The organism is Fulvivirga ulvae (assembly GCF_021389975.1).
Lineage (GTDB): Bacteria > Bacteroidota > Bacteroidia > Cytophagales > Cyclobacteriaceae > Fulvivirga > Fulvivirga ulvae.
Window position 1 is genome coordinate 553,305 of record NZ_CP089981.1, and the last position, 24,631, is coordinate 577,935.

Consider the following 24,631-nt stretch of genomic DNA (forward strand, 5'->3'; position numbering starts at 1 on the left):
TTATTTGTTTTCTTATTTTATATCCTGTTAACAGTAAATATTAACGTTTACTGAACTGGAACTTTCTTCTCGCTTTTCTTCTTCCGTATTTCTTTCTTTCGACCATTCTAGGGTCTCTGGTAAGAAAGCCTTCCTTTTTAAGAGGAGATCTGTTCTCAGCATCTACTTCGCACAATGCTCTTGATAATGCCAGTCTGATAGCTTCTGCCTGACCAGCAGGTCCACCACCATCAACATTAACCTTAATATCGAAGTTACCATCCTGACCAACAGTATTTAACGGCTGGCGAACGATAGTCTGTAAAATACCCGCAGGAAAGTAATCCTCCACACTCTTGTTGTTTACAGTGATCTCTCCTTTACCGGAAGTCATATAAATTCTGGCAATTGAGGTCTTTCTTCTTCCTATTGAACTAATTACTTCCATTGATTATAGTTTAATTTCTTTAGGTTTTTGAGCTTCATGCGGATGCTCGGCACCCTCATAAACGTATAAATTCTTGAATAGAACTCTTCCTAATCTAGATTTAGGGAGCATTCCTCTTACGGCTCTCTCTACAAGGATTGTAGATGATTTCTTGGCCATAACTTCCTTTGGAGTAGCAGATCTCTGACCACCAGGGTAACCGGTGTGAGAAATGTAAACTTTATCAGTCCATTTCTTTCCTGTCAGCTTTATTTTATCTGCATTGATAACGATAACATTATCTCCACAATCAACATTCGGAGTAAAATCAGGCTTGTGTTTTCCTCTGATCACTCTCGCAACTTCACTAGCTAACCGGCCCAAAACCTTAGATTCGGCATCAACGATGACCCAACCTTTGTTTACTGTTGCCTTGTTAGCCGAAACTGTCTTATAACTTAAAGTATCCACGCTGTAAAAGCTTTATAATTTTTGACAATAGATAATTCGCCCCTGAAAAAGGGACACAAAGATAGATGTATATATTTTTAAATGCAACAGGAGCTTGAAAATATTTGAATTGCTCATTATCCCATCTAAATCGTCCCATCAGTTATTCTTATCCAACTGCTCCACAAGTACCCTAAAGTCTTTAGGGTACGGTGCCTCAATAGAGAGTTCTTTGCCATTGAGTACTTTGAAGGTAAGACTGCGAGCATGCAATGCAAGCCTTTTAATAAGCGGTTGTTCCTCTGTCCACTTCTTCAGGTTATACTTCCGCTTGATGGATGACAAATACAGAGGTTTGCCTCCATACATTTCATCACCGGTAATCGGAGCTTCTATGCTACTCAGGTGTACTCTGATCTGGTGCATGCGGCCGGTGATGGGCTTGCACTCCACCAAAGTGTGGGCAGTGTACGCTCTTAATGTATTAAAAAAGGTCTGTGCTTCCTTTCCCTTATAATCAATCCTTACAGTTCCGTTGCCCAGTTTTAGGATCGACCTGTCTACTTCTTTATTGTCAAAGTCGTGAATGCCGTCTGTAACCGCATGGTATATCTTGCTCACTTCCCTGTTTTCAAACTGAATAGACATGTGGCGATATGCTTCAGGGTTTCTGGCAATAACCAACGCTCCGGTGGTTTCCTTATCCAACCGGTGGCACACCTGGGCATCTTCATGATATGCCCTTGCCATTTCAAGAATATTCACAGTATCATTCCTGTCAGCAAGCGTAGAAATAAATGCCGGTTTATTAATAACGATGTAGTTATCGTCTTCCCAAATGATTAAATCCTCAAACTTCATTTTTGCCATGCCGCAAAGGTAATGTTTTTTCTGATTTCCGGGATGGAACTGGGTACTGGGGCATATGTTTGCCAACTGCTTTTGCCGATTGCCGACAGAATTACTGACTACTTTAACAAAAGAAGGTACCAAAAAGCTACTTATCCTGATTAAGGACGTTTAACTTTTGAGGCACCTTCTTTTCAACTGACAGATTAAGTCTCCGTCAAAGTCCCGAGTAACCTACTCCAGGATTATTTTCTGCTCATAGCTGCTATCGTTTACCATCAGCTTCACAATATAAACTCCTTTGACCAGCCTGTCGAGATGAATGGGTTCGCCGGCGTAATTGCTTTCGTAGACTATCTTTCCTGCTACATTCAATACGCTCACTTTTGCGTTTTCCATTTGCGCTCCGGTCAGCCTGATATAAATGGTTTTCTGGGTTGGGTTCGGATATACCACCAGTTGCTTGATTTCGGCAGTGACCTCTTCTTGCCGATGCGGTGCTACTGCTGACGGAGACACGTTGATGGTGTAGTCTTCCATTTCACTATGGTACTGGTCATTGCATGGCGTTGGAGTTTCTCCGTAGGTAGTCCTCACTCTTAGCCTGTACACCCCACTGGTTCCTGAAGGGATCGACACGGTAGATGAATATGATGCAGAGGCTCCTATTCCACTCAGCACTTCTTCGCCTGCATCATTAAAATCTCCATCCTTATTCCAGTCTATCCATGCCTTGGCCCTTGATCCTGCCCAGGTGTATTGCGGAGTGACCACCAGTGTTTCCGAACCACTCTGAACCACGGTGGCAGATATACTGGTGTAATCCGAGTAGCCATCTGCTTCATATGTTGTGGTGTTGTCTATGCTTCCCAACCTGACACGTCTTACATACTGGCCTGAGGGGTTGCCATTGGTTACAGCACAATATGATACTGCCTGATGTGTGGTAGCACCTGCACTGTTTGAATAGGCTGAATAACTGCTTTGCTTTCTGGCCCTGACCCTGTAGCTGTAGCTGGTTGCTGCCTGAAGGTTCTGGTCAGAATAGGACGTAACACCTGCATCAACTTCGGTGATGGAAACATAAGAGCCACCGTTATCAGAACGCTGAATTTCAAATGCTTCTTCATCCGCAGAGTTGTCGCTCCATGAGAGGTCAATCTGAGAACTGGAAACGGCTTGTGCTGACATATTGGATGGCGCAGGAAGGGTAGCTCCGGATCCTATATTGGCTGTATAATCCTCCACTTCCCCATACTGAAAGCTTTCGCAAGCCGTGGGCACTCCGCTGTACTTCATGGATATCCGAAGCCTTGTTGTTCCCGGTAATGCTCCCGAAGGTACAGTGAGTGTGCCTTGTACGGTCTGGCTACTGCTTCCTGAGTCAAAAGCCAGTTCGTTGGCATCGTCAAAATCTCCATCCTGATTGAAATCTACCCATACCCTGAAGTACTCCTGATAGGCCTGGCCACTGAATCCTGGCGTAAGGGATATGCTGTTGCCTCCCTGGGCAAGTGGAATAACGAGACTGGTAAAATCAGAGTAATTGGTAGCACCTGAAGGGTTAGAAAAGCTTCCAACGGTCACATTGGCAAGGTGCTCGTAAGATGAGTTACTACTGGTGCTTGCACAATATGTTACCCCGGGATCTTCCACCGTAATGTAGCCGGTTTTAGTTTCCGTATCATTACCGGCGCTGTTGGTTACGGTAAGTGTTACATCATAAACACCTGCCGTTGCATAGGTAACTACAGGGTTTTGCCCGGTACTGGTTGAAGGTGTACCTCCCTGGAAACTCCAGTTCCATTGACTTGGTGAATTGGTAGATTGGTCCGTGAAGCTGATGCTACCGCCTTCAGTAATCACAGTTTGGTCAGCAGCAAAGGCTGCTACCGGGGCTGTTGTGCCTCCTGCGGAGTAGACATCCGCAACCCAGAGTCCACGACCGTATGTACCTGCATAAATCTTTCCGGCCGTTTCGTGGATTTCCAGTTCGTTGACAATTACATTAGGAAGGCTTTGGGAGAACAGAACCCAGCCTCCGGTATTGTCATCTTTATAATAAACGCCTACATCCATACCTGCATAGATGCCATTGGCAGAATTTTTATGCCATACTACGCAATTGGCACTCATATCTGGCAATGTACCTGAAATGTTTGTCCAACTGTTACCGGCATTGTTAGATATATATATTTTTTGTCCGCTGTACCCCCTGATAGCTACTGCCACTTTTTGAGGATTATCGGGATGGACTGATATATAATTGACTATAGCAGGCAAGCCGTTGGTAATGTTGGTCCAGTTACCGCTTCCTCCATTGGTGGTGCGATAAATGCCGTTTTCTGATGCTGCATATATATAGTTGGAATTAGACGGAGCGATAGCTATGCTTTCTATGGTTGCATTACCTGCCCGGCCTGCGTTTTGCCAAGACTGCATGCTGTTGCTACTTTTCTTTATTGTGCCTCCTGACAACCCTACGTAAAAAGTGCCGGCAACATCCTGCGCCTGGGCATAGGGCACTACCCAGGCTCCTGTACCCGGGCCATTTAAGCTAATGGAGTTCTCTCCACCGGAAGTACTTTTATACCATGACCCGCCGTTTTGGGTAGTACCATAAACTACATTGGTATTGTCTTTATCAACAATAGCTTCTCCACCGTCAGCCCCCAGCCACTCATACCAGGTTGAGTTTTTGTACACGCTGGTACCATTGTCCTGAGCTCCGCCAGCTACCATGGTATGGTCGAGTCTGGAAACTCCTATACCATAAAACTGTCGTGTGGCAATGCCATTGGAGAGGTTCAGCCAGGAATCTCCCCGGTCGGTGGTCATAACAAGATAGCCATCATTTCCAATATAGAGCGTATTGCCAACATATTCCATAACGTGGATATCAGGATGTACGGCAGGCACTCCGTTAGGGCCGGTTACGTGGGTCCATTTGGAGGTTTGTGACCAGTTGGCACCACCATCAAGCGATCGGTAGGTTACAACACCGCCAATGTGTACTTCATTATAATTGGTGGGGGAAACTGCAATATCCAGATCATACCAGGACTGGCTGCTGTTGTCGTTCGGCGTATACCCCATGATGTTATATCCGTTGCCTGAGCTTTTTCTTGTGGTGAAGGAGCTGCCACTGTCCGTTGACCTGTATATTGCCCCTGCACCTATGCCATAGACAATATAAACGTAGCCAGGTGCAGCAGGACTCACAGCAAGGAATGCTCTGTATGAAGATGAAAATGAAGATGGCAGCCCGCTGGTGACTACTGAAAATGAATTACCTCCATTAGTTGATTTTAAAAAATTAGGCCCTGTAGCATAAACTATATTGGGATCACCGGGCTTAAACTCGATATCATATACACGTTGGTTATAAATTTTAGTCCAATTCGCCCCGGCATCAGTTGTTTTGTAAATTCCGTCTGAACCTGCTACCAGCAAAATACTAGGGTTACTTGGGTGCATGATGATCCTGCCGAGAGCCTTGCTTTGAGACACATCGTGTTGCAAGCCTGTTGACTGCCATGTGATACCTCCATCCGTTGATTTCATAACGCCAATACTGTAGGTGTCCCATGAGTCTGGGTCTCCGGTGGTGATATAAACTGTATTGGGGTTGGTATAATCAATGACAATATCCGAAACACCGATAGCGGCGAGGTCATCAGCTATGGGTATCCATGAATTACCTCCGTCGGTAGATTTCCAGGCTCCGCCGGATGGTGAGCCGACATACATGAGGTTGGGGTCGTTTTCCAACCGGGCAAAAGCCTGTATCCTGCCCACGCCGGGTGCCCAGCTTGTGGTTACCTGCTCCAGCCTTCCTGGACCGAGTGGCGACCAGTTGTTGACAGAATTGGTACGCGAGCTGGCCTTGGCTTTAGCTTTGAAGGCAGCATATTTTTTCCAGCTTTCATCCTGGCTTATGATAGAGCCATCGGGTCGGCTGCGGCGCTTCATAAAATATAAAATGCGCTGCATCTGCTTATAGCCACTACCTCTTCCGGTATCATGGGTTTCAAAATAGGCATCGGTCGCTCTTTTTATTTCCTCGTAGGTTCCGCCTTCCCTGAGCACATCCCAGGGCTTTTTGGTTTGGGCGTAGTTCATGCTTACGGCTCCCATGAGTAAAATCATGAGTAGCACATACTTCCGTAGTATGAAGTAACAGTTCTTTTTCATAGTTAGAATTGGTTTGGGTTTGGTTGTTTGTAGTTGTTTGAAATAAATAGGTGGTTCTGACGCCCTTGCTGAAAGGGCACAGTAATTGGTTGCCTGCAACCAGAGGGTTTGCAGGAGGCTTTACAATATCACCATGTTCACTTTGATGTTTACATGATTACGCCTTGGGACGGCGCTGAGCAGTTAATCCGCTCCTTCATGTATGATAATGGTATTTTGATGTTTTGTTAAGGGGCATAGGTTTTTTGGTTTTAGGTTGCAAATTCATTCAAATAAACCAGATAGGGGTCTACTTGAAATATTAACCTCCAATTTAAGGAGGAAATACGGGCGGGACTCATGTAAAATTATCCAATAGTAATACGATATTGATTACATGGCGTAATGCGAGGGAAAGACACAGTAAAAGTCTTTCTTCTGTAAAGGGATTACGTTTGGCCTGTGATATTGAATTTGAAAGGGAAATTGTACTCTACGTCAAGTTGAAGTCCGTAGGCTTGAATTTTGCCTAATTTGTTTAAAGGTATCTCATTCAAATTGCCTTGCAAAAGCTTATAAGCCTATGGATTTTTAGCACCTGTGGGGCGTCTGCTAGTTACAATGATCGTTGCACTTTACTAAGATGTTGGAGTGAGATATCTAAGTACTTAGGATTAGAGAACATTGAGCGTTTCCTATCACTCCATGACTCTAGTCTCTCGTTTATGATATTTCGATCTAAGCTTTTTTCTTGTTCAGATATGAAATCAATAGATGAAAGTAGCTCAAGTGCAAAATCCGAATAGAATCCATTGAGGAATTCAATAGTATTTTCTGCAATTTTCTTGAGCTCAGGTTTAGCTTCTACAAATCTCCTGACCTCTTCATACCCATCAGCAATTAGGGTTAATGGCTCAAAAGGTTTTTTATTCATATCGCTATACCCCATGATATAACTCCCATTTAGAGCATTTAGCAAAAATCTGACTTTGCCTGAATATGGTCCATAAAAGTTGGGCTGGTACGTTAATTTAAAATATTTCCTTGCTCCAAATTTCTGAAGAAAATAGGCCACTTTCTCACTAGAGAACTCAGATATGTACTCTCCGTTTCTCACCAAATCGAATAAAACATATAACAGTAACGCTCTTGCGTCTGTCAGCTTCACTCTTTCGCTCTTTAGCTTTTCCTTAATTAAAGTCGATGGTTCATAGACTATAATTTCTGCATCAACTTGATCCAAATATTTTGAAATTATCTTTTTTACTTTTTGCCAATCTAAACCACCATTACCGGCACCCAACGGAGGAATGGCTATACTTTTGATTTTATAGGTGTCTATAACATTTAATAGATCTTCCAGACCTTTTTCGATATATTCATATTCTGAAGGTTTTCTCCAGTTTTTCTTAGTTGGAAAATTGATAATGTATTTCTCACCAGTGCTTAAATTCCTATCTTTTGTTACGAACAACTTACCAATATCAATTTGTTCGTCTTTACACGCTTGGCTATATGCCTTGAAGTTGTTAGGATAAGTTTTCTTGAATTGCAAAGCGATACCCTTTCCCATGACACCAACTGTATTAACTGTGTTCACTAGTGCCTCGGCTTTACTATCGAGAATATTTCCTGTTAAATACTTGATCATAATTACGGGTTAATAATAAGCATTAGGAATGACTTTAACTAATTCTTTATCTATTCCGAATTCCATCAATTTTTGTTTAGCTGAATCATTATAACAACCAAATCCTATAATAAAGTCAGGTGGAATATCACCTTGCACCAAGAATTCGGCTTGTTTCTTTCTTTTAATGTCAAGATTTTCTTGTCCTCCCCAATAAGGCATTTTGACAGATGGCCAATCCACAATCAGTGGTAGTTGATCTACTCTATCTTTATTATAGAAGGTTGTTAAGAAGTCTGTTGCATGACCATCAGAAAAGTAATATATGAGGTCTGAGTTTATTATTGATTCAATGGAGCATGCCACATAAATGATATCTTCTGGTTTATTTGCTTTTTCAACGAAGTTTCCTCCTTGCTGAATTACATACAGCATTGGCATCTTAACACCAAAGTAAAAAGGTGTAAAATCACCGAGCGTTATGGTTTCGATTGTGTTAAAAGTATTTCCATTATCAACATGTACTCGTCTAGTATTCCTATTATCAATAAGGCTAACATCTCCAATTCCCACGAAATCAGAATTGGCGCTTGGTGAATTCTTATGAGTTATACCGTTCTCAAGAATATGAGGAATGTTCTCAATGTGCAGAATTCTATAGATTTTGATTTGGCTCAAATTCATACCGTTAGATTAGCTAATTTCAAAATTAGAAACAAGAAATTAAGCGGTTTGCAATAGCACGGCACCAAATGATACCCAACAATTAAATATATACAACGCTACACATATTCAAATTATATCATTTCCATATCAAGCACTGTAATTACGGTCTGCACTTCAGAAAGTTGTTAATAGCCGTTGGGCAAACTCGTATAAAATAGCAATAAAACGCAGAGTAAAGCTGCTTTTTATTCATTTCTACCTGCAAACAACTTACTCATTCTATAATAATCTCATCCACAAATAACCAGGCAGAACTCCCTTCGCCGCTGTGGCCTTCGGGGCAGGTTCCTATGTTATCTACGACTATTTTTATTTTGGAGAACTGCTGCCCGGAAAGTTGGATATCGAAGTGAACTATTTGCTTTTCTGCTGTTGTTACGGGAAGTGTAGCTTGCGTTTTCCCCAATAGCTCATAGATGTTGCCTTCTTTAGAGCCATAAACGGTAACCTGATTAGGTCTGAAAATCCAGCTTCCGTAATCATGAAGGGCACCAACTCTGACTTTTTTAACGATAACCGGATTATCAAAACTAAAAACGGCTTCCATGTCTTTCCCGTTGAAGCCCTGCCATTGGCCGCTTCCAAAGTTCAGATTTGCCCGGATACCATCTGTCAGCACAAATTCGTTGTTGCCGGAATATTTTTCTGCTGGTGGGTTAGCCTGCTGTGGCTTCATACCAAAGGCCTGATGAATAAAGATTTGGGTAGTTGAGATTTTTCCGGCCAATTGATCACCCTGAAACAAGCCCGCCTTGATCTGCATAGTACGCCCCGGAAATAATGGGGAAGCATACTTTTCACTTTCAGCATCCGGTTCTGAACCATCGGTAGTATAATAGATGTCACCTTTAGGGTTTTCAGCTTCCATCCTCATGGAGATGGTCTTTTCTGTTTCGTTAAACACAGGCACAATGTCTACGTTATTCATGCTTTTGGCATAGTTCACACCCATCTTGTCGAGTGTGGGAAGGTGCCTGTTGACCCGGTCAATGAAATTGTCCCAATCCTTCTTTTCTTTTGGCGTCCACAAAACTTCGGCCAGTGCATAGATGCGGGGGAATATCATGTATTCTGCATGCTCCGGGGTTGGTACATATTCTGTCCACAGGTTAGCCTGACCTCCTAAGATGTAGCCGACAGCTTCTCCGAGGGAATCAGGAGCGGGATCGAACGTATAGACGTGGCTGATGGGTGAATAACCTCCGAAAGCCGGTGGTTCCAACTGCTGCTGTCCCTGGTAGTGATCAAAATATAAATGTGTACCCGGACTCATGACGGCTTTATGGCCTTCTTTGGCGGCCTCTATCCCTCCATTCATACCTCTCCATGACATTACAGTGGCATTGGGGGCCAGCCCTCCTTCTAATATTTCATCCCAACCGATCAGACGGCGGCCATTGGCGTTAAGGAATTGCTCTACTCTGCTGATGAAGTAGCTCTGCAGTTCATGGACATCTGACAACCCTTCGGTTTTGATCCTTCGCTGACATTTAGGACACTGCTCCCACGCTGTTTTGGTGGCTTCATCTCCGCCCACGTGAATGTACTGAGAAGGGAATAAATCCATAACCTCCGTCAGCACGTCTTCCAGAAACATAAAGGTGCTGTCGTTACCTGCGCAATAGATATCGGTGATCGGCCAGACGCCTCCGGATGGAACTGGAATAGGCTCTTGTTTGCATGAAAGCCATGGATAGGCAGATATCGCTGCACTTACATGTGCCGGCATTTCAATCTCAGGCACAATGGTCACATGTCTTTCCGCTGCATACTTTACAATTTCCCGGATCTCTTCCTGGGTATAAAAACCACCAAAATCTGCTACTTCACCCTCTTCTGGTGTGGACCGGGAGTTCCAGTGCAGATTCTCTTTGTTCACTCTCCACGCTCCTTTTTCGGTGAGCAGCGGGTACTTTTTTATTTCAATCCTCCATCCCTGATCGTCTACCAGGTGCCAGTGAAATGTGTTCAGCTTATTCATAGCCAGGTAGTCGATGAACTTTTTAATGAAGTCTTTAGGAAAGAAGTGGCGTGATACATCCAGCATCATCCCTCTCCACTCAAAGCGCGGATGGTCATTTATTTTGAGCCACGGTATCATTACCTTGTTCGATGGCCTGATGTCACTATTTTCCAATAGTTGTCGTAAGGTTTGTACTCCATAAAAATAGCCTGCTCCTGATCTTGCTGAAAGGGTAATGCCTTTTTGATCTACATTCAACCTGTAGCCTTCAGCGTTTTCAATGGATGAGTCCTTCACAAACCGGATCGCATTCTTCTGATCATCACCGTATTGAAGTTTTTGTCCCAGTACCGGATGGAGCATGTTGTTAAGCATTTCGGCTATAACTTTGGCATTTTCATCCTGTTCACTGTAGGCAATTGCTGTATTAGCTGACAATTCAAAGGCCCCGTCCATCACCTCCATCTGAACAGGCTGAGGAATAATAGCGGGCGGCTGAGGTTGGACAGCATCTTGCTGCATGGGGCTACATGCTAAAAAGGCGATCATATTTAGCAAAGCAAGGTAGGTCAGTGTCTTCATTGATAATCTTCTATTTTAAATGTCCATGCATATTTTCCGGGTATGTCATTATAGCCTATCTCACTAACATCTATCGTTAAAGTTCCCTGGTCGTATTGCCAGGACAGGTACCCTTCCCTTCCTAAGAGGGATATTTTTGTGTTGGGCTTAGGCTCAGGCAACTTCAGGGCAAGTTCACTTTCAGGCCACTCCAGGGCTATGGCATAGAGGTTATTATGGTTACGTGTATAGAGCAACCATTCTCTTTCAGAGGAATAGGTAGCCGCCAAGCCATGCTCATCCCCCTGATCACTTTTGTAAAAGCTATCAGATGGAACCACCCCTTCTCCCTGGCTCTTAGAGGCCCAGAACAACCTCGCGCTGGCATCGTGAGTACTTTCATGGTATTGTGCTTTAAAGGCATATCTTTTTCCGGCTTTCAACTTTATAGGAGAAACATTATCAGCCTCGGTATCCACCACCAACTTTCCATCAATCCAGACCTTGATGGCATCATCCGCCTCTGCGCTAAAGCTATAGGTTTCGGAGTATTCCGGCTGAATGTAACCTTGCCAGACGGCAGTAAAATTGTCTTCTTTAACAGGGTAGCCCGGAGTATCCCTGACGAGGTCAAAGTTAATATTAGCCTCAACTCTGGATAGTTTTGCTTCATACTTCTCACTGGTCTTGCTGTTCATTTCTGCTCCGTAGATGGCTTCACCGTTTATTTTGAGCCATTCACCCAATTGCAGGAGGCGCTCCTGTTGAAGCAAAGGGATCATACCGTCTGCACCGGGGCCAACGTTGAGGATGAGGCCACCGCCATTAGCCACGGTAGTTGTAAAAAAATGGATGAGTTCGCGGGGAGCCATGTAGTCGTTGAGGCCCTCATTCCGGTTCAGGCCGAATGACCTGCTCAGGCTTCTGACTTCTGCCCATGGTCTTTCCATGGCTTCAAGGCCTGCGCTATATTCCGGCGTCAAAAAGCCTATGTCGCTGCCCGAGCCCCAGCGGTTATTCACCACGGCCTCCTCTCCCATCAAATTGTAATACCAGGAGATCAGCTCTGCCGAATGCCATTCTTCCGCGGTATTGAACCACTCTCCGTCAGCAAATATCAGTGATGGTTTGTAGGTAGAGACCAGTTCTTTAAACTGTGGGATCATATGCTGCTCCACATAATTCCCAATATTCCTGTGAGGGTCTGTGTCCCAGCGGTGCAACGGGTGGTTCCATTCCGGCAGGGAGTAGTAAAGCCCCATTTTCAGTCCTTCTGATCTCACAGCACTGGTAAGTTCACCTACTATATCGCGCTTTGGGCCTATCTCTACGCTATTCCAGTTCCGGGCATATTTGCTGGGCCAGAGACAATAGCCATCGTGATGTTTGGAAACCATCACCACGTAACGAGCGCCGGAAGCTTTAAACAGCTCCGCCCACTGTGCCGCATCAAACAGTTCTGCTTTAAACAGCGGAGCAAAATCGTTGTAGGTGAAGCCATCACCATAGGCTTTCTTCATGAACGTAGTCCGTGTGGAGTCACCACTTTGCAACCCTTTCAAAAACCATTCGCTGTAGCTGTTCTTTGCAGAGTATGCGGGCACAGAATACAGTCCCCAATGAATAAAGATGCCAAGTTTGGCCTCTTTGAACCACTTGGGATATGGGCGTTCGCGCAGGGTTTGCCAATCATCGGTATATTTCTGCTGTGCCTGGTTAGGGTATGGAAGTATGCACAACACGAAGGCCAGGGCAACTATAGATCTTCTGATATATCGGGAAATGTCTTTCTTCATTCATTAATCATTTTCCAGCTTGTCGAGCCAGTTTTTCTTTAGGATCACGGATGCTACAGCGAAAATCAAAAATGCGATCAGCATCGGCCACAATTCTCTTATAACCAGGTAGATCGGCATAACGACAAGGGTAAACTGCCAGATCATTCCAATCACGATATTAAAAGCATCCCTGCCTGCATTCTTATTCGGCTGAAAGTCAGGATATCTTTCCATGGTCATTTTTTTAACCGGTCCCCACCAGCCCCAGGGCCTTACGCTTTTGTAGAAGTCGATGAGGGTTTCTTCATTATCCGGCCTGGTGAGCAGAGAGCCTCCTATTGACCCAACCAAGGAGACCAGGAGAATAAACGGGAAGGCGTAAAGCGGCTGAACCTCAGGAAACAGGAAAGGCAATATCAGTGAAGCTGCCAGACCGGCCATCATGCCCCAGAAATAACCAAAGCCGTTGAACCTCCACCAGTACCACTTCAACAGGTTGGCTGCGGTGTAGCCACCGAACAGGGCACCGAATATCCACTGAGTTACGGAATTGATGGATTCGATAATGAAACCAAAAGAAATACCCAGCACAATGATCACGAAGGAGGCAATGTAGCTGGCCCGCACATACAGCTTTCTGCTGCCGTCCGGTTTGATGTATTTTTTGTAGATGTCATTAACAAAATATACAGGGGCTGCATTGACAGTAGCGGCATAAGTTGACATAAATGCAGCAATTAATCCGGCTAGCAGCAGCCCTGTAAAACCGACAGGAATGAAATTATTGATAGAATAAGGCAGGATCATTTCAAAATCAAAGCCTGATTCCGTACTGATCTTTGGACCAAGAAATACTATAGCCAGAATGGTAAGGCCTGTAACGAGCATGTAGCGCGGAAAATACATCACCAGCGATACCAGGCCGCTCATTTTGGCAGCATCTTTTGCAGTTTTGGTTGCCAGGATCCTCTGCATATCGTAGTTAGGCACGGGGCCTGCCATACTTACAAGCACGCCTTTGAAGAGCATCATCATCACAAAGAATGAGAACCATGTAAAACCGTCTTCACTAATTTTGGTGTTGACAGAATTGATGATGCCCGTCCAGTCCAGTTCAAGGTGCGACCCGAAGAATACATTTTTCCAGCCTTCCGGGATGTGCTCTGCCAGCATTTCGGGACTCACGAGGTTCATGGCGATAATCCCTACGGCCACGGAGGCAATGGTCATGATCACAAACTGGATAAGCTCGGTGATGACCACACTATACATTCCGCCTTTGATGACATAGAGCGAGGTAAAACCAATCAGAATAAGTGCATAAGTATCGGGTTCCAGATCCCAGGGCAGGAAGGTTTGGGAAAACTTACCAATTCCTTTAAAGGTGTAGGCGATAAAGCCAACCACACTGATCAATGCAAAAATAACTACCACCAACTGCGAAAGCTCTGCTCCACGGCCATTGCCAAAGCGTTTTTCCAGCCATTCGGCACCGGTCATTACATTGGACCTGCGCAACCAGACGGATAAATAAACCATCAGAAATACCTGATTGAACGTTGGCCAGATCCATGGCAACCATGCACTTTTAAGCCCATAGACGAAGCACATAGACACCAGCCACATGGTGCCGGTGATGTCAAACATACCGGAAGCATTTGAGACGCCCAATATCCACCAGGGAATGGTTTTACCTCCCAAAAAGTAGGCTTGCAGGTCTTTGGAAGCTTTTTTAGAAAAGTAAAACCCAAGGGCAATGGTCAAAACCAGGTAGCCAACAATGATTACTACGTCTATCAGTTCAAGCTTCATATTTCGATACAGGCATCATAAAGTGAATATACGGTCAGGTCTTTTTCCAGCCCGAAGTGGTCGTCTGTATTTATTGTTACTGTTTTCTTTCTGCCGGGAACCAGGTCAAAATAGTTATCTGAAAAGTTATTTTCAAACCCGGATGCTTTTAAACATACATTCCTGGCCAACACATTTGCCGAAAGCTCTATTACAGTCATTCCTGCCTCTTGTCTGAATTTTGTCTCTATTTCAGGCCTTTTCCACTTGATGGCTTTAGGTTCGACAAAGTAGTGATTGTCTTCATAAATAACTTCACCATCCCTCACGATTCTCGCGGTTAGCATGTGGCTGGCCTTATCCTTACCATCTATTAGCTGCTTAACCGTGGTCTTGCACACAGCTTTGCTACTATTCTCGGCAATGTTCAGGTTGTGTCTGCCTTCGTAAACTTTCTTTCCTGAGAAGTCGAGTACATCTACTTCGAGAACAACTTTTTGAGGCACAAGTGAATCGGAAATGACAAAGACCTCAATATGATCATCCTCTTGAATGGTAGAGGCTATGATTTCCTGATAGGCGGTTTTAACAAAAAACTGGAGCGCTTTCCATCGGCCATAATAATCCACGCTTGACCATGAGGCCACCGGCCAGCAGTCATTTAGCTGCCAGTAAAGTGTGCCCATACAGAATGGCTTGTTCCTTCGATGGGCATGGATGGCGGTTTTGATGCCTTCTGCCTGTAGCAACTGGCTCAGGTATAAAAAGGCCTCGAAGTTTTTGGGCTGGCTGTAGTGCTCCTCCATATATTTTTTGATCAGGGCATTGCCTCTGGGGTGCTTTTGGTGTAGCAACATTACAGGGCTCATCAAATCCCAGTCTTCCTGCTCTGTATATTTTTTTACCGAATCGATATCCGGGAATGACTGAAAACCATATTCGCTCATGAACCTGGGGACATAGGTGTTGTAAGAGCTGAATGGTAGCTCTCCGTGCCACACGCCCCAATAATGGTTATTGCCGATTTTCAGATCATCCAGTTTTTTCCAGTCACTGATCGGTGAAGATGGCAGGTAAAATTTTTCAGGGTCCAGCGCTTTGACAACATTGGGCAGCAGCTTATGGAACAGGTTATTGTAGTACTTTTTCAGGAGTATCTGGGTGACATTGTCATAGCCAAATTCCTTTTGCCAGCCCCAGGAGACCCAGCCGATGGCTATTTCATTATTGCCGCACCACAAAGCTATCGAGGGGTGATTTCTCAATCGCTTTACGTTATAAACGGCCTCTTTTTCGACATTTTTGAGAAAAGCGTCGTCTCCGGGATACATGCTACAGGCAAACATGAAGTCCTGCCAGATCATGATGCCACGTTCATCAGCCAGATCATAGAACTCATCGTTTTCATAGAAGCCTCCTCCCCACACGCGAAGCATGTTCATGTTGGCATTCACGGCATTATCGAAAACTTCCCTGTATTTCTCTGAGGTGACCCTATCCAAAAAGCTATCCGAGGGAATGTAATTGGCTCCTTTGATGAAAACAGGGGTATCGTTGACTTTAACAAAGAAACTTTCGCCGTCACCATCCGGTTTGTTTATAACTTCTATCGTTCTCAGTCCGACTTTCAAATGCTTTTCGGCGGCAGTCTGACCATCCTTTTGCACCTTCACTTTTATCTTGTAAATATTGGGCTCGCCCATGCCATTGGGCCACCATCGCCTGGGGTCACTGATGGTAGCGGTGAGCGAAATGTTGTTTTTACCCTTCTGCAACGATACATGCTCCTTCTTCACATCAACGCCTGTACCTTCCGGAGATGTAGCTGATAGCTGCAAATCAATGCTTTGAGATTCAACTGCATTAATCTCTACATGGGCTGTAATCACTGCCCTTTTCTCTGTCAGTGCATTTTGCTCAACATAAAGGTCAGCTATCTCCAGATCATTCCAGGCTTCAAGATACACGGGGCGCCAAATGCCTGAAGTTACAAATCGCGGTCCCCAGTCCCAACCGAAGTGATAGGGTGCCTTACGGGAATAAACACTGAGTTTGTCATCAGATTTATCATTCCCGGCAGGGTAAGTAAAACCTGCTTTTTCATAGAGTGGCCGGGTTACTTTGATTGGGGAATGAAAATAGAGTTTTAATTCGTTAGAGCCTACTTTTAATAATTGTTTACAATCATGCTGCCATTTGACAAACATGTTATCTGATTTGAATATCAGGGTGCCATTCACATAAACGTCTGCGTAGGTATCCAGTCCATCAAACACAAGGTTAACAACATCATATTCCAGATCTTCGGGTTTGACCTCAAAGTTGAGCTGATATTCCCAATCTTCATTTTCTATCCATTGTAATTTGGTTTCGTTGTCCCTGTAAAAGGGATCATCTATCAGGCCATGTTTCAGAAGGTCGGTGAAATTGGTAGATGGCACGGTGGTATCATACCATTGTGTGGTACCGGCTTTTCTGAATTGCCAACCTTCATTGATACTTAAAACATTACGAAAGTTTGCCCTTGCGCTCTTTTTATCCGTTACTTTTAAAGCCACTTCGTTATTTGTTTAGTAGGTGTATGCTCACGTTTTTAACTGTTTACAGCAGGTGAGTCTAATAATTTTGATAATTCGGGGGTTTTGACTGCGTAGGTAAAGCCTTTGTGAATGCTGTACGCTCCATAGGTACCGTCTTTGCGTAGTGCCAAAAAGCCGACCTGTATGTTGGCGATATCCTTTTCGTTTTTCACAATACGCTTCACCACTTCCTTGCAAGCCTCCGCCGGCCCATAGCCGTGGCGCATCAGTTCAACTACCATAGCACTTCCGGCTGACCTGATCACGGTTTCGCCAAGGCCTGTCGCGCATGCCCCGCCGATTTCGTTGTCTACAAAAAGCCCTGCACCTATGATCGGTGAGTCGCCCACCCTGCCGTGCATTTTCCAGGCTGCACCGCTGGTAGTGCAGGCTCCCGAAATATCACCATTATGGTCCATGGCCAGCAAGCCGATGGTATCATGGTTTTCGATGTTGATCACAGGTTTGTATTCCGAGGTTTTGAGCCATTCTTTATAGTCTTTGGCTGTTTTCTCCGTCAATAAATTTTCCGGCTTAAATCCTTGGGCGAGGGCAAATTGTTTGGCGCCTTCTCCTACGATCATAACGTGCGGCGTTTCTTCCATCACTTTACGCGCTACGGCCACCGGGTTTTTGATATCCTGTAAAAAGGCCACAGCACCACATCCGTCTTTACTCATGACACAGGCGTCAAGGGTAACGATGCCATCTCTGTCCGGGAAGCCTCCAATGCCTACCGTTTGATTTTCAGGATCATTTTCTACGATCATCACACCTTTTTCCGCCGCGTCCAGGGCGTTGCCTTTCTTTTCCAGCACCTTCCAGGCCTCATCATTGGCCATCAGGCCGTGATTCCAGGTGGATATTACAACAGGGCCTTTGGCAGATATTCGCGAAGCAGGAAGCACCTTCCCGAAAAGGCTCTGGGAAATGCCCCATGCCGGCAGGCTAAGGGATGCTATTTTAAGGATGTCTCTTCTCTTCATGTGTGTGGTTTTTGTGGCTTCTAATAAAAATATCTTTTAAATGCCTCTATGGCTTCATACTCCGGCAAGCCGAGCCTGTCGTATTCGTGGGCGGTTTCCCTGTTCCGCTGCTCGGCACGCTGCCAGAATTCACGGCTGTCGGCACCTGGGAACAGTGGCCTGTCTTTCTGGGACTGGTGCTTAAAAATGGCCCTTCTTTTCTTCAACAGCTCTCCGGGACTTAAAGGCACGGCCATCTCTATCTGGTGGATGTCCCACTCCTGCCAGGCGCCCCGGTACAGCCACACCCAGCAGTCTTTCATCCACGACTCTTTTTTAAGGATGTTAAGTGCCCTGAAAATGGCATCCAGGCATACCCGGTGTGTACCGTGCGGGTCTGAAAGGTCGCCCGCAGCATAGATCTGGTGTGGTTTTATTTTTGTGATCAGGTCAACAATGATGTTTACATCTTCTTCGCCCAGCGGCTTCTTTTTCACCAGACCGGTTTCGTAGAAAGGCATATCGAGAAAGTGGATATGCTCCTCGGGCAGACCGATATAGCGGCAGGCAGCTTTTGCCTCCCCTCTTCTGATCAGTCCTTTGATATTTTGTACCTCTTTGCTGTCAGTCTCTCCCGGCCCCTTGTCTCTGATCTGGGTAACCACCTGCTCAAACATGCGGTCAGCATTTTCTTTCACAAACCCAAAAGATTGGTGGTAGTCGCTAACAAAATCGGCAAATCTGATCACGTCATCATCAAATACGGCAATGTTGCCCGAAGTCTGGTAAGCAACATGCACTTCGTGCCCCTGATCGTGCAGACGGATCAGGGTACCTCCCATGGAAATGACATCGTCATCCGGGTGCGGGCTGAAGATCAGTACCCGCTTTTTGGCAGGTTCGGCACGCTCAGGGCGGTGGCTGTCATCTACATGTGGCTTGCCTCCGGGCCAACCGGTGATGGTGTGTTGCAGTTCGTTAAATATCCTGATGTTAATGTCATAGGCCGGCCCAAAGTTGGCAACAAGGTCGCTGAGGCCATTGTCATTGTAGTCACGGTCCGTGAGCTTCAGAATGGGTTTATCCACTTTAGCACACAGGTTGATCACTGCTTTTCTTTGAAGCTCAGCCGTCCAGGTGCAGTCGCTCACCATCCATGGCTGACCGATCCTTACGAGCTCATCACCCGCTGCTGTATCCAGTACTGCCAGTACGTTGGGGTGGTTTTGAAGAAATGTGGCCGGCACTTCATGGCTGGGTTCTCCTTCTACCGCCCGTTTGATGATGCTAGCCTTGCCTTCCCCCCATGCCATGAGGATAATGCGACTGGCTTCCATGATGGTGCCTACACCCATAGTGATGGCTTTTCGGGGAACATTCTCTTCTCCGAAAAAGTCACTGGCAGCGTCTACTTTAGTGACGTGGTCAAGGGTGATCAACCGGGTTTTGCTGGTAATGGTGGAGCCCGGCTCATTGAACCCGATGTGGCCTGTTCGTCCTATTCCTAATATTTGCAGGTCGAGCCCTCCGTAGGAAGCGATCTTATTTTCATATTCAACACAATAAGCTGCGACCTCTTCAGCAGGCAGGGTGCCGTCAGGGATGTGAATGTTGGCAGCCGGAATATCGATATGGTCAAACAGGTGCTCATTCATAAACCTGACATAGCTCTGTAACGAGTCCGGGGTTATCGGATAGTACTCATCCAGATTGAAGGTGACTACGTTTTTAAAACTGAGGCCTTCTTCGCGGTGCAGCCTGACCAGCTCTGCATAAACTTTGGTAGGCGTGGAGCCTGTTGCCAGGCCCAGCACGCACTTACCCCCCTTTGAATCTTTTTCCCTGATCAACCCGGCTATCTCCTGCGCTACGGCTGCAGAGGCATCGATAGGGTCGTCATAAACCTTGACGGGGATCTTTTCAAACATATTTTTATCCCCTGACAATTGACTTGCATTAGTGGTTTTCTGTGTCATTCTTTAAATCTTTTTCAAGTCCTGAATAAGGATAGTTCTTACTTTCTACGGCCCATTTCCGGTTAATTTCGGGACCCATTACAAATTTCAGGGTACCTCCACCCATTAATTCACCGTGTTTGATATATGACCTTTCCAATGGCTGGCCGTTGAGTTCAACGGTTTGAACGTAGGTGTTTTTCCCTCCCAGACCTTCTGCTATAATTTCAAACTGCTTATCGTCTGGCAGATTGATGGCTACCTTTTCGAACATCGGCGTGCCTATAACATACATACTGTTGGCAGGGTTGACGGGGTAAAAACCCAGTGATGAAAAAACATACCATGCCGACATCTGGCCGCAGTCTTCATTACCGCAAAGGCCTGCAGGTTCGTTACTGTATAGTTCTCCTGTTATTTTTTGTACTGTTTCCTGTGTTTTCCAGGGTTGCCCTGCAAAGTTGTAGAGGTACGCAATGTGGTGGCTGGGTTCGTTACCGTGGGCGTACTGCCCGATAAGACCGGAAATATCAGCAGAAATATTTTCTCCATGGATCTCTGAGCTTTCGCTAAACAGCGAATCGAGCATTTTTACAAACGGCTGCTCACCGCCCATCAAACTGATCAGCCCTTCCACATCGTGGGGTACAAACCAACTATGCTGCCAGGCGTTGCCTTCGGTGTATTCTGCATCTACCCGGTGCGAGGAGTATTTGGGATCAAAGGGCTCTTTCCATGTTCCATCCGCAAGTTTTCCTCTCATGAATTTGGTTGTGGAATCATACAGGTGCCTGTAACTCTGCGATCTCTTCATGAAGTATTCATAATCTTCCTGCTTGTCCATCAGCTTGGCGATCTGCGCTATACACCAGTCATCATAGGCATACTCCAGGTTTTTGGTTACGGATTCGTTTTCAAAGTTGGCCGGGATGTAGCCATACTCTTTGTAAAAATTAACCCCGCGAATGTCTTGCATGGCACTCTTTTTCATGGCTTCGTACGCTTTGGCTTTATTAAAGCCACTAAACCCTTTGAGCCAGGCATCAGTAATCACCGGAATGGCATGGTAGCCTGTCATGGTATTGGTCTCGTTGCCGGTCAGCTCCCACACGGGCAGCAGGCCATACTCGTCGTAGTGACTCAGCATGGAATTGATAAAGTCATTTACCCTTTCCGGCTGGGTGATGGTGAAGAGTGGGTGAGCTGCCCTGAATGTGTCCCACAGAGAAAAGATCGAGTATTTGGTATAGTCTTCTACCTGGTGCAGTTCACCATCGGCACCTTTGTATTTTCCTTTGAGGTCTGAATAGAGCACCGGGGCCAGGCTAGTGTGATAAAGCGCTGTATAAAAAGTTTCGAGGGCATCTTTATCTTCACTTTGCACTTGTATTTTGCTCAGCTCTGCCTCCCATTTATCCGAAGCTTCTTTTCTCGTACGCTGAAAGTCCCAGTGATCAATTTCGGAAAGGCTTTTGGTTGCGCCTATTACATCTGCACTTGATAACCCAACTTTGGCTCTGACTACCTTACTTCCCTCACCAAATTCAAGCACGGCCAGTAGCCTGGGCGAAGTCGCTTCCGGGCCTTCAGTGGCGTCTCCGTCCTTATAAATGGTATACGAAGTGACCGGTTCTGAGAATTTAACCGAAAAATATAGTTGCTGATTATCAGCCCATCCTTTTGACTTTCGATATCCGACCAGTGTGGTATCATTCTCTATTTTCAGGTAAGTATCCACGGGTTTGTCCCAGTTGATCGCAAAGCCCAGATCAATGACAATTTGTGGCTTGCCTGAACCATCAAAAGTGTACTGGTGAAAGCCTGCCCTTTCGGTGGCAGTGAGCTCAACCTTTACATGGTTATCATCCAGGTACACACCATAATAGCCCGGCTCAGCGCTTTCCTTGCTGTGTGAAAAAGCTGACTTGTAATCGTAATCTTTTCTGGTGGCTACAATTTTGTTAATTTGAATTTCCCGCTGCACAGGCATGAAAAGCACATCTGCCAGGTCTCCAATGCCTGTGCCGCTGAGGTGTGTGTGGCTAAAACCCACGATGACGCTGTCCGCATAGTTGTATCCTGAAACCCAGTCCCAGCCATGGGTGCCGTTATCAGGGCTAAGCTGCACCATTCCGAAGGGTACTGTTGCTCCCGGGTAAGTATGGCCGTGTGCAGCGGTACCTATAAATGGGTCTACATATTGGGTATAGCGTATTTCTTCGACTGTTTCATTAGCCGTCTGCTCTACTGGTTTGCTACATGCGGTTACTACAAGTATGACCAGGGACAGCCATATCCATAATTTGCTTTTCCTTTTAAATATTTTCAATTTGCTGTTTAGCATACGGAAAGGTTTTGATGTTTGGATTCAATATTTTTCAAGTCGTGCCATATCAGTGCGGCGGCTCCAAGTATGGCAGCATTTTGTTCACTTATGGCTGACGGAAGGATTTTCACCCTGTCTTTATACAGGTTTAACATAAATTTTTCGGTATAGTGGCGTACAGGATCAAAGAGGATGTCGCCGGCATTAGCAAGGCCGCCGAAAAGGAATATGGTTTCCGGGCTGGTGTGTGCCACGAGGTCGGCCAGTTTCAGTCCGAGTATTTCTGCAGTATAATCAAAGGCATGCAAAGCTATGGCATCACCTACCTGTGCCTTTTGGGCTATCAGCGCTGAAGTCATATCTTCAAAGCTCACTTTTCTCAGGGCCGACTTTGCCACGGATCTCCCCAGCAGCTCCTGAACCGTACGCACCAAACCAGGAGCAGAAACGTAGGTTTCCAGGCATCCCTGTCTTCCACATCCGCATTCACGGCCATTGACATCTACAATGGTATGGCCTACTTCTCCGGCAAAGCCATCATAGCCATATAGCAATTCACCATTGACCACAAACCCGCTGCCTAAGCCGGTACCCAAAGTGATCACGACAAAATCTTTTAGCCCTTTTGCTCCTCCAAAGAGCATCTCTCCAAGTGCTGCTGCATTGGCATCGTTGGTCAGTATTATGGGAGCATCATAATATTGCTTAAAGGCTTCTACAAACGTCAAAATACCTCGCCAGCGCAAGTTAGGCGCATCATCTATAGTGCCTTTATAATAATTGCCGTTGGGCGCTCCTACTCCTATCCCAACTATTTTATATCCATTGTCCTTTGCATTCAGCTCTGCCAAACAGCTTTCAAGGCCTGCATGCAGCTCTTCGAGGTACTCCTCAAAGCTTTCCTGGCTCGTACTGCTGATCTGGCCTGAACTCAATACATTGCCTTCCCGGTCAGTAAGGCCAAACTTGGTACCGGTACCTCCTATATCTATTCCTGCTACTAATTCTTTCATGATCCTTTTTTAGTTACCTGATGCCCTTTGGCTCCGTAAAAAATTAAATAGACCATACCCAGCAATGGTATGATGAATGACAACTGTACGCCATGTGACTGGATCACAAAGCTTTGTACTCCCGGAAGAATGGCTCCTCCAACAATAGCCATAATGAGCAAGGATGAGCCCTGGCTGGTAAATTTTCCAAGTCCTTTGATGGCCAGTGAAAATATGTTTGACCAGCCTATGGAGAAAAACAATCCTGTACCGATGATGCTCCAGAAGGCTATTTTTCCAGAGGTGGTTATAGCTAAGAGTAGCAGTAGTGCATTAATAGAACTGAATACTACCAATGCCTTTGCGGGATTGTTAAAAGTGATGGTAAAAGCCAGGAAGTTTATGGCTATTAATACCAGGTAAAGTAAAATATAGCTGAAATCCAGTGGTAAAAACACAAAGCCTCCACCTTCATATTTAATGCCCGTAACCACGTAAATAAGGAAGAACACTCCAAAAGCAGTCACCAGCATTCTGATCAGTTTCTGATAACGCGATATTTCTGCATTGAGTGAGGTGCTGGCAATCAGGCGGCCAAGCATAAGTCCGCCCCAAAAGTAGGACAGGAAATAGCTGGCATCAGCTTCGCCCAGCGCTCCGATATGATCTTCTTTTAAAAACTCGACAATCCAGCTACCCACGGCCACCTCTGAGCCTACGTAAAACGCAATGGCAATTATTCCCAAAGCCAGGTGCTTGTTTTTCAATACTCCCAGTCCGGGTTCTATGGTATCTTCATTTTTAAAGGCGGGCATTTTACTCATAAAGGTGAGCACACTAAAGCCTATGAACACCAGCCCGTAGACCAGGTAGGTGTTGGCCACGGAATTGACGGTAAGCTCACCGGAAGAAAATACCTGATAAATTAAAATAGTACCTACAATCGGCCCTACGGTAGTTCCCAGGGAATTCAATCCCTGGGCCAGGTTGAGCCTGCTTGAGGCGCTTTCAGGTTTTCCCAGAATAGTCGCATACGGATTGGCACATATTTGCAGACAGGTGACACCAGAAGCGAGCACAAAAAGGGCGGTGAGGAAGGCTGTATAAGAATGAAGCAAGGCAGCAGGGTAGAATGCAATACATCCCACTCCGCAGATCAGCAGGCTTATGGCCATACCATTTTTATAACCGATCCTGTTGATCGGATCACGGCCTTTTGAAGAGGAAATGATGAAATAAATGAGTGAAACAATAAAAAATGCCCCAAAGAACGCGAACTGTACCAGCGCACGTTGCGGGGCGGTGAGGTCGAATATACCTTTGAAGGTATTGATGAGTATATCGTTCATTACGGTAATGAACCCCCACATAAAAAACAAAAAAGTGACTGTAACAAAAGGCCCGGTATAGCTTTTTGTCTCCATATCAGTTTTTACACTGACATTCTGCGATACGTTATCCATTCCTTGTCGAAGTGTTTTGAAAAT

General features: G+C 45.4%; 15 protein-coding genes. All 15 read right to left on the reverse strand.

What is annotated here, in order from left to right:
• Positions 1–40: 40 nt before the first annotated feature.
• Positions 41–427 (reverse strand): 30S ribosomal protein S9, encoded by a 387-nt coding sequence (rpsI, locus tag LVD17_RS02425; RefSeq protein WP_155174053.1) that lies wholly within the window; start codon positions 425–427, stop codon positions 41–43.
• A gap of 3 nt (positions 428–430) precedes the next feature.
• Positions 431–877: a 50S ribosomal protein L13 gene (rplM, locus tag LVD17_RS02430; protein ID WP_233764537.1), complete on the reverse strand. Its 447-nt coding sequence runs from the start codon at positions 875–877 to the stop codon at positions 431–433.
• Positions 878–1,015: 138 nt separating this feature from the next.
• Positions 1,016–1,726: an RluA family pseudouridine synthase gene (locus LVD17_RS02435; protein ID WP_233764538.1), complete on the reverse strand. Its 711-nt coding sequence runs from the start codon at positions 1,724–1,726 to the stop codon at positions 1,016–1,018.
• 213 nt (positions 1,727–1,939) lie between these two features.
• Complete coding sequence (locus LVD17_RS02440) at positions 1,940–5,899, reverse strand: GEVED domain-containing protein (RefSeq protein ID WP_233764540.1); 3,960 nt, start codon at positions 5,897–5,899, stop codon at positions 1,940–1,942.
• 595 nt (positions 5,900–6,494) lie between these two features.
• On the reverse strand, positions 6,495–7,529 hold the full coding sequence (gene darG, locus LVD17_RS02445; protein ID WP_233764541.1) for a type II toxin-antitoxin system antitoxin DNA ADP-ribosyl glycohydrolase DarG: 1,035 nt from the start codon (positions 7,527–7,529) through the stop codon (positions 6,495–6,497).
• Positions 7,530–7,538: 9 nt separating this feature from the next.
• Positions 7,539–8,192 carry a DUF4433 domain-containing protein gene (locus LVD17_RS02450; protein ID WP_233764542.1) on the reverse strand — a complete coding sequence of 218 codons (654 nt, stop codon included), beginning with the start codon at positions 8,190–8,192 and terminating at the stop codon, positions 7,539–7,541.
• Between the two features lie 256 nt (positions 8,193–8,448).
• Positions 8,449–10,779: a beta-N-acetylhexosaminidase gene (locus LVD17_RS02455; RefSeq protein ID WP_233764543.1), complete on the reverse strand. Its 2,331-nt coding sequence runs from the start codon at positions 10,777–10,779 to the stop codon at positions 8,449–8,451.
• Positions 10,776–12,554 (reverse strand): alpha-L-fucosidase, encoded by a 1,779-nt coding sequence (locus LVD17_RS02460; protein WP_233764544.1) that lies wholly within the window; start codon positions 12,552–12,554, stop codon positions 10,776–10,778. Before LVD17_RS02460 ends, LVD17_RS02455 begins: the two co-directional genes overlap by 4 nt.
• 3 nt (positions 12,555–12,557) lie before the next feature.
• Entirely contained in the window at positions 12,558–14,348 is a 1,791-nt protein-coding gene (locus LVD17_RS02465) for a sodium:solute symporter family protein (RefSeq protein ID WP_233764545.1), read from the reverse strand.
• Positions 14,345–16,885 (reverse strand): beta-mannosidase, encoded by a 2,541-nt coding sequence (locus LVD17_RS02470; RefSeq protein WP_233764546.1) that lies wholly within the window; start codon positions 16,883–16,885, stop codon positions 14,345–14,347. Before LVD17_RS02470 ends, LVD17_RS02465 begins: the two co-directional genes overlap by 4 nt.
• 35 nt (positions 16,886–16,920) lie before the next feature.
• A complete protein-coding gene (locus LVD17_RS02475) occupies positions 16,921–17,892 on the reverse strand; it encodes an isoaspartyl peptidase/L-asparaginase family protein (protein ID WP_233764547.1) in 972 nt (323 codons plus the stop codon).
• A 20-nt stretch (positions 17,893–17,912) separates the two neighbouring features.
• Positions 17,913–19,847 carry a glucosamine-6-phosphate deaminase gene (gene nagB, locus LVD17_RS02480; protein WP_233764549.1) on the reverse strand — a complete coding sequence of 645 codons (1,935 nt, stop codon included), beginning with the start codon at positions 19,845–19,847 and terminating at the stop codon, positions 17,913–17,915.
• The gene (locus tag LVD17_RS02485; protein WP_233764551.1) at positions 19,828–22,170 is read right to left on the reverse strand and encodes a GH92 family glycosyl hydrolase; all 2,343 of its coding nucleotides are present in this window, start codon (positions 22,168–22,170) and stop codon (positions 19,828–19,830) included. Before LVD17_RS02485 ends, nagB begins: the two co-directional genes overlap by 20 nt.
• Positions 22,164–23,165 (reverse strand): ROK family protein, encoded by a 1,002-nt coding sequence (locus LVD17_RS02490; RefSeq protein WP_233764553.1) that lies wholly within the window; start codon positions 23,163–23,165, stop codon positions 22,164–22,166. Before LVD17_RS02490 ends, LVD17_RS02485 begins: the two co-directional genes overlap by 7 nt.
• Positions 23,162–24,607, reverse strand: coding sequence for a sugar MFS transporter (locus LVD17_RS02495; RefSeq protein ID WP_233764554.1), 1,446 nt, complete (start codon positions 24,605–24,607; stop codon positions 23,162–23,164). The genes LVD17_RS02490 and LVD17_RS02495 overlap by 4 nt, the downstream gene beginning before the upstream one ends.
• Between the last annotated feature and the right edge of the window lie 24 nt (positions 24,608–24,631).

Bases quoted from the DNA above. Each gene is read 5' to 3' on its own strand.
- LVD17_RS02495 (WP_233764554.1), bottom strand. From the start codon at position 24,607: ATGGATAACGTATCGCAGAATGTCAGTGTAAAAACTGATATGGAGACA.
- LVD17_RS02440 (WP_233764540.1), bottom strand. From the start codon at position 5,899: ATGAAAAAGAACTGTTACTTCATACTACGGAAGTATGTGCTACTCATG.
- darG (WP_233764541.1), bottom strand. From the start codon at position 7,529: ATGATCAAGTATTTAACAGGAAATATTCTCGATAGTAAAGCCGAGGCA.
- LVD17_RS02455 (WP_233764543.1), bottom strand. From the start codon at position 10,779: ATGAAGACACTGACCTACCTTGCTTTGCTAAATATGATCGCCTTTTTA.
- nagB (WP_233764549.1), bottom strand. From the start codon at position 19,847: ATGACACAGAAAACCACTAATGCAAGTCAATTGTCAGGGGATAAAAAT.
- LVD17_RS02490 (WP_233764553.1), bottom strand. From the start codon at position 23,165: ATGAAAGAATTAGTAGCAGGAATAGATATAGGAGGTACCGGTACCAAG.
- LVD17_RS02465 (WP_233764545.1), bottom strand. From the start codon at position 14,348: ATGAAGCTTGAACTGATAGACGTAGTAATCATTGTTGGCTACCTGGTT.
- LVD17_RS02435 (WP_233764538.1), bottom strand. From the start codon at position 1,726: ATGGCAAAAATGAAGTTTGAGGATTTAATCATTTGGGAAGACGATAAC.
- LVD17_RS02475 (WP_233764547.1), bottom strand. From the start codon at position 17,892: ATGAAGAGAAGAGACATCCTTAAAATAGCATCCCTTAGCCTGCCGGCA.
- rpsI (WP_155174053.1), bottom strand. From the start codon at position 427: ATGGAAGTAATTAGTTCAATAGGAAGAAGAAAGACCTCAATTGCCAGA.
- LVD17_RS02450 (WP_233764542.1), bottom strand. From the start codon at position 8,192: ATGAATTTGAGCCAAATCAAAATCTATAGAATTCTGCACATTGAGAAC.
- LVD17_RS02485 (WP_233764551.1), bottom strand. From the start codon at position 22,170: ATGCTAAACAGCAAATTGAAAATATTTAAAAGGAAAAGCAAATTATGG.
- LVD17_RS02460 (WP_233764544.1), bottom strand. From the start codon at position 12,554: ATGAAGAAAGACATTTCCCGATATATCAGAAGATCTATAGTTGCCCTG.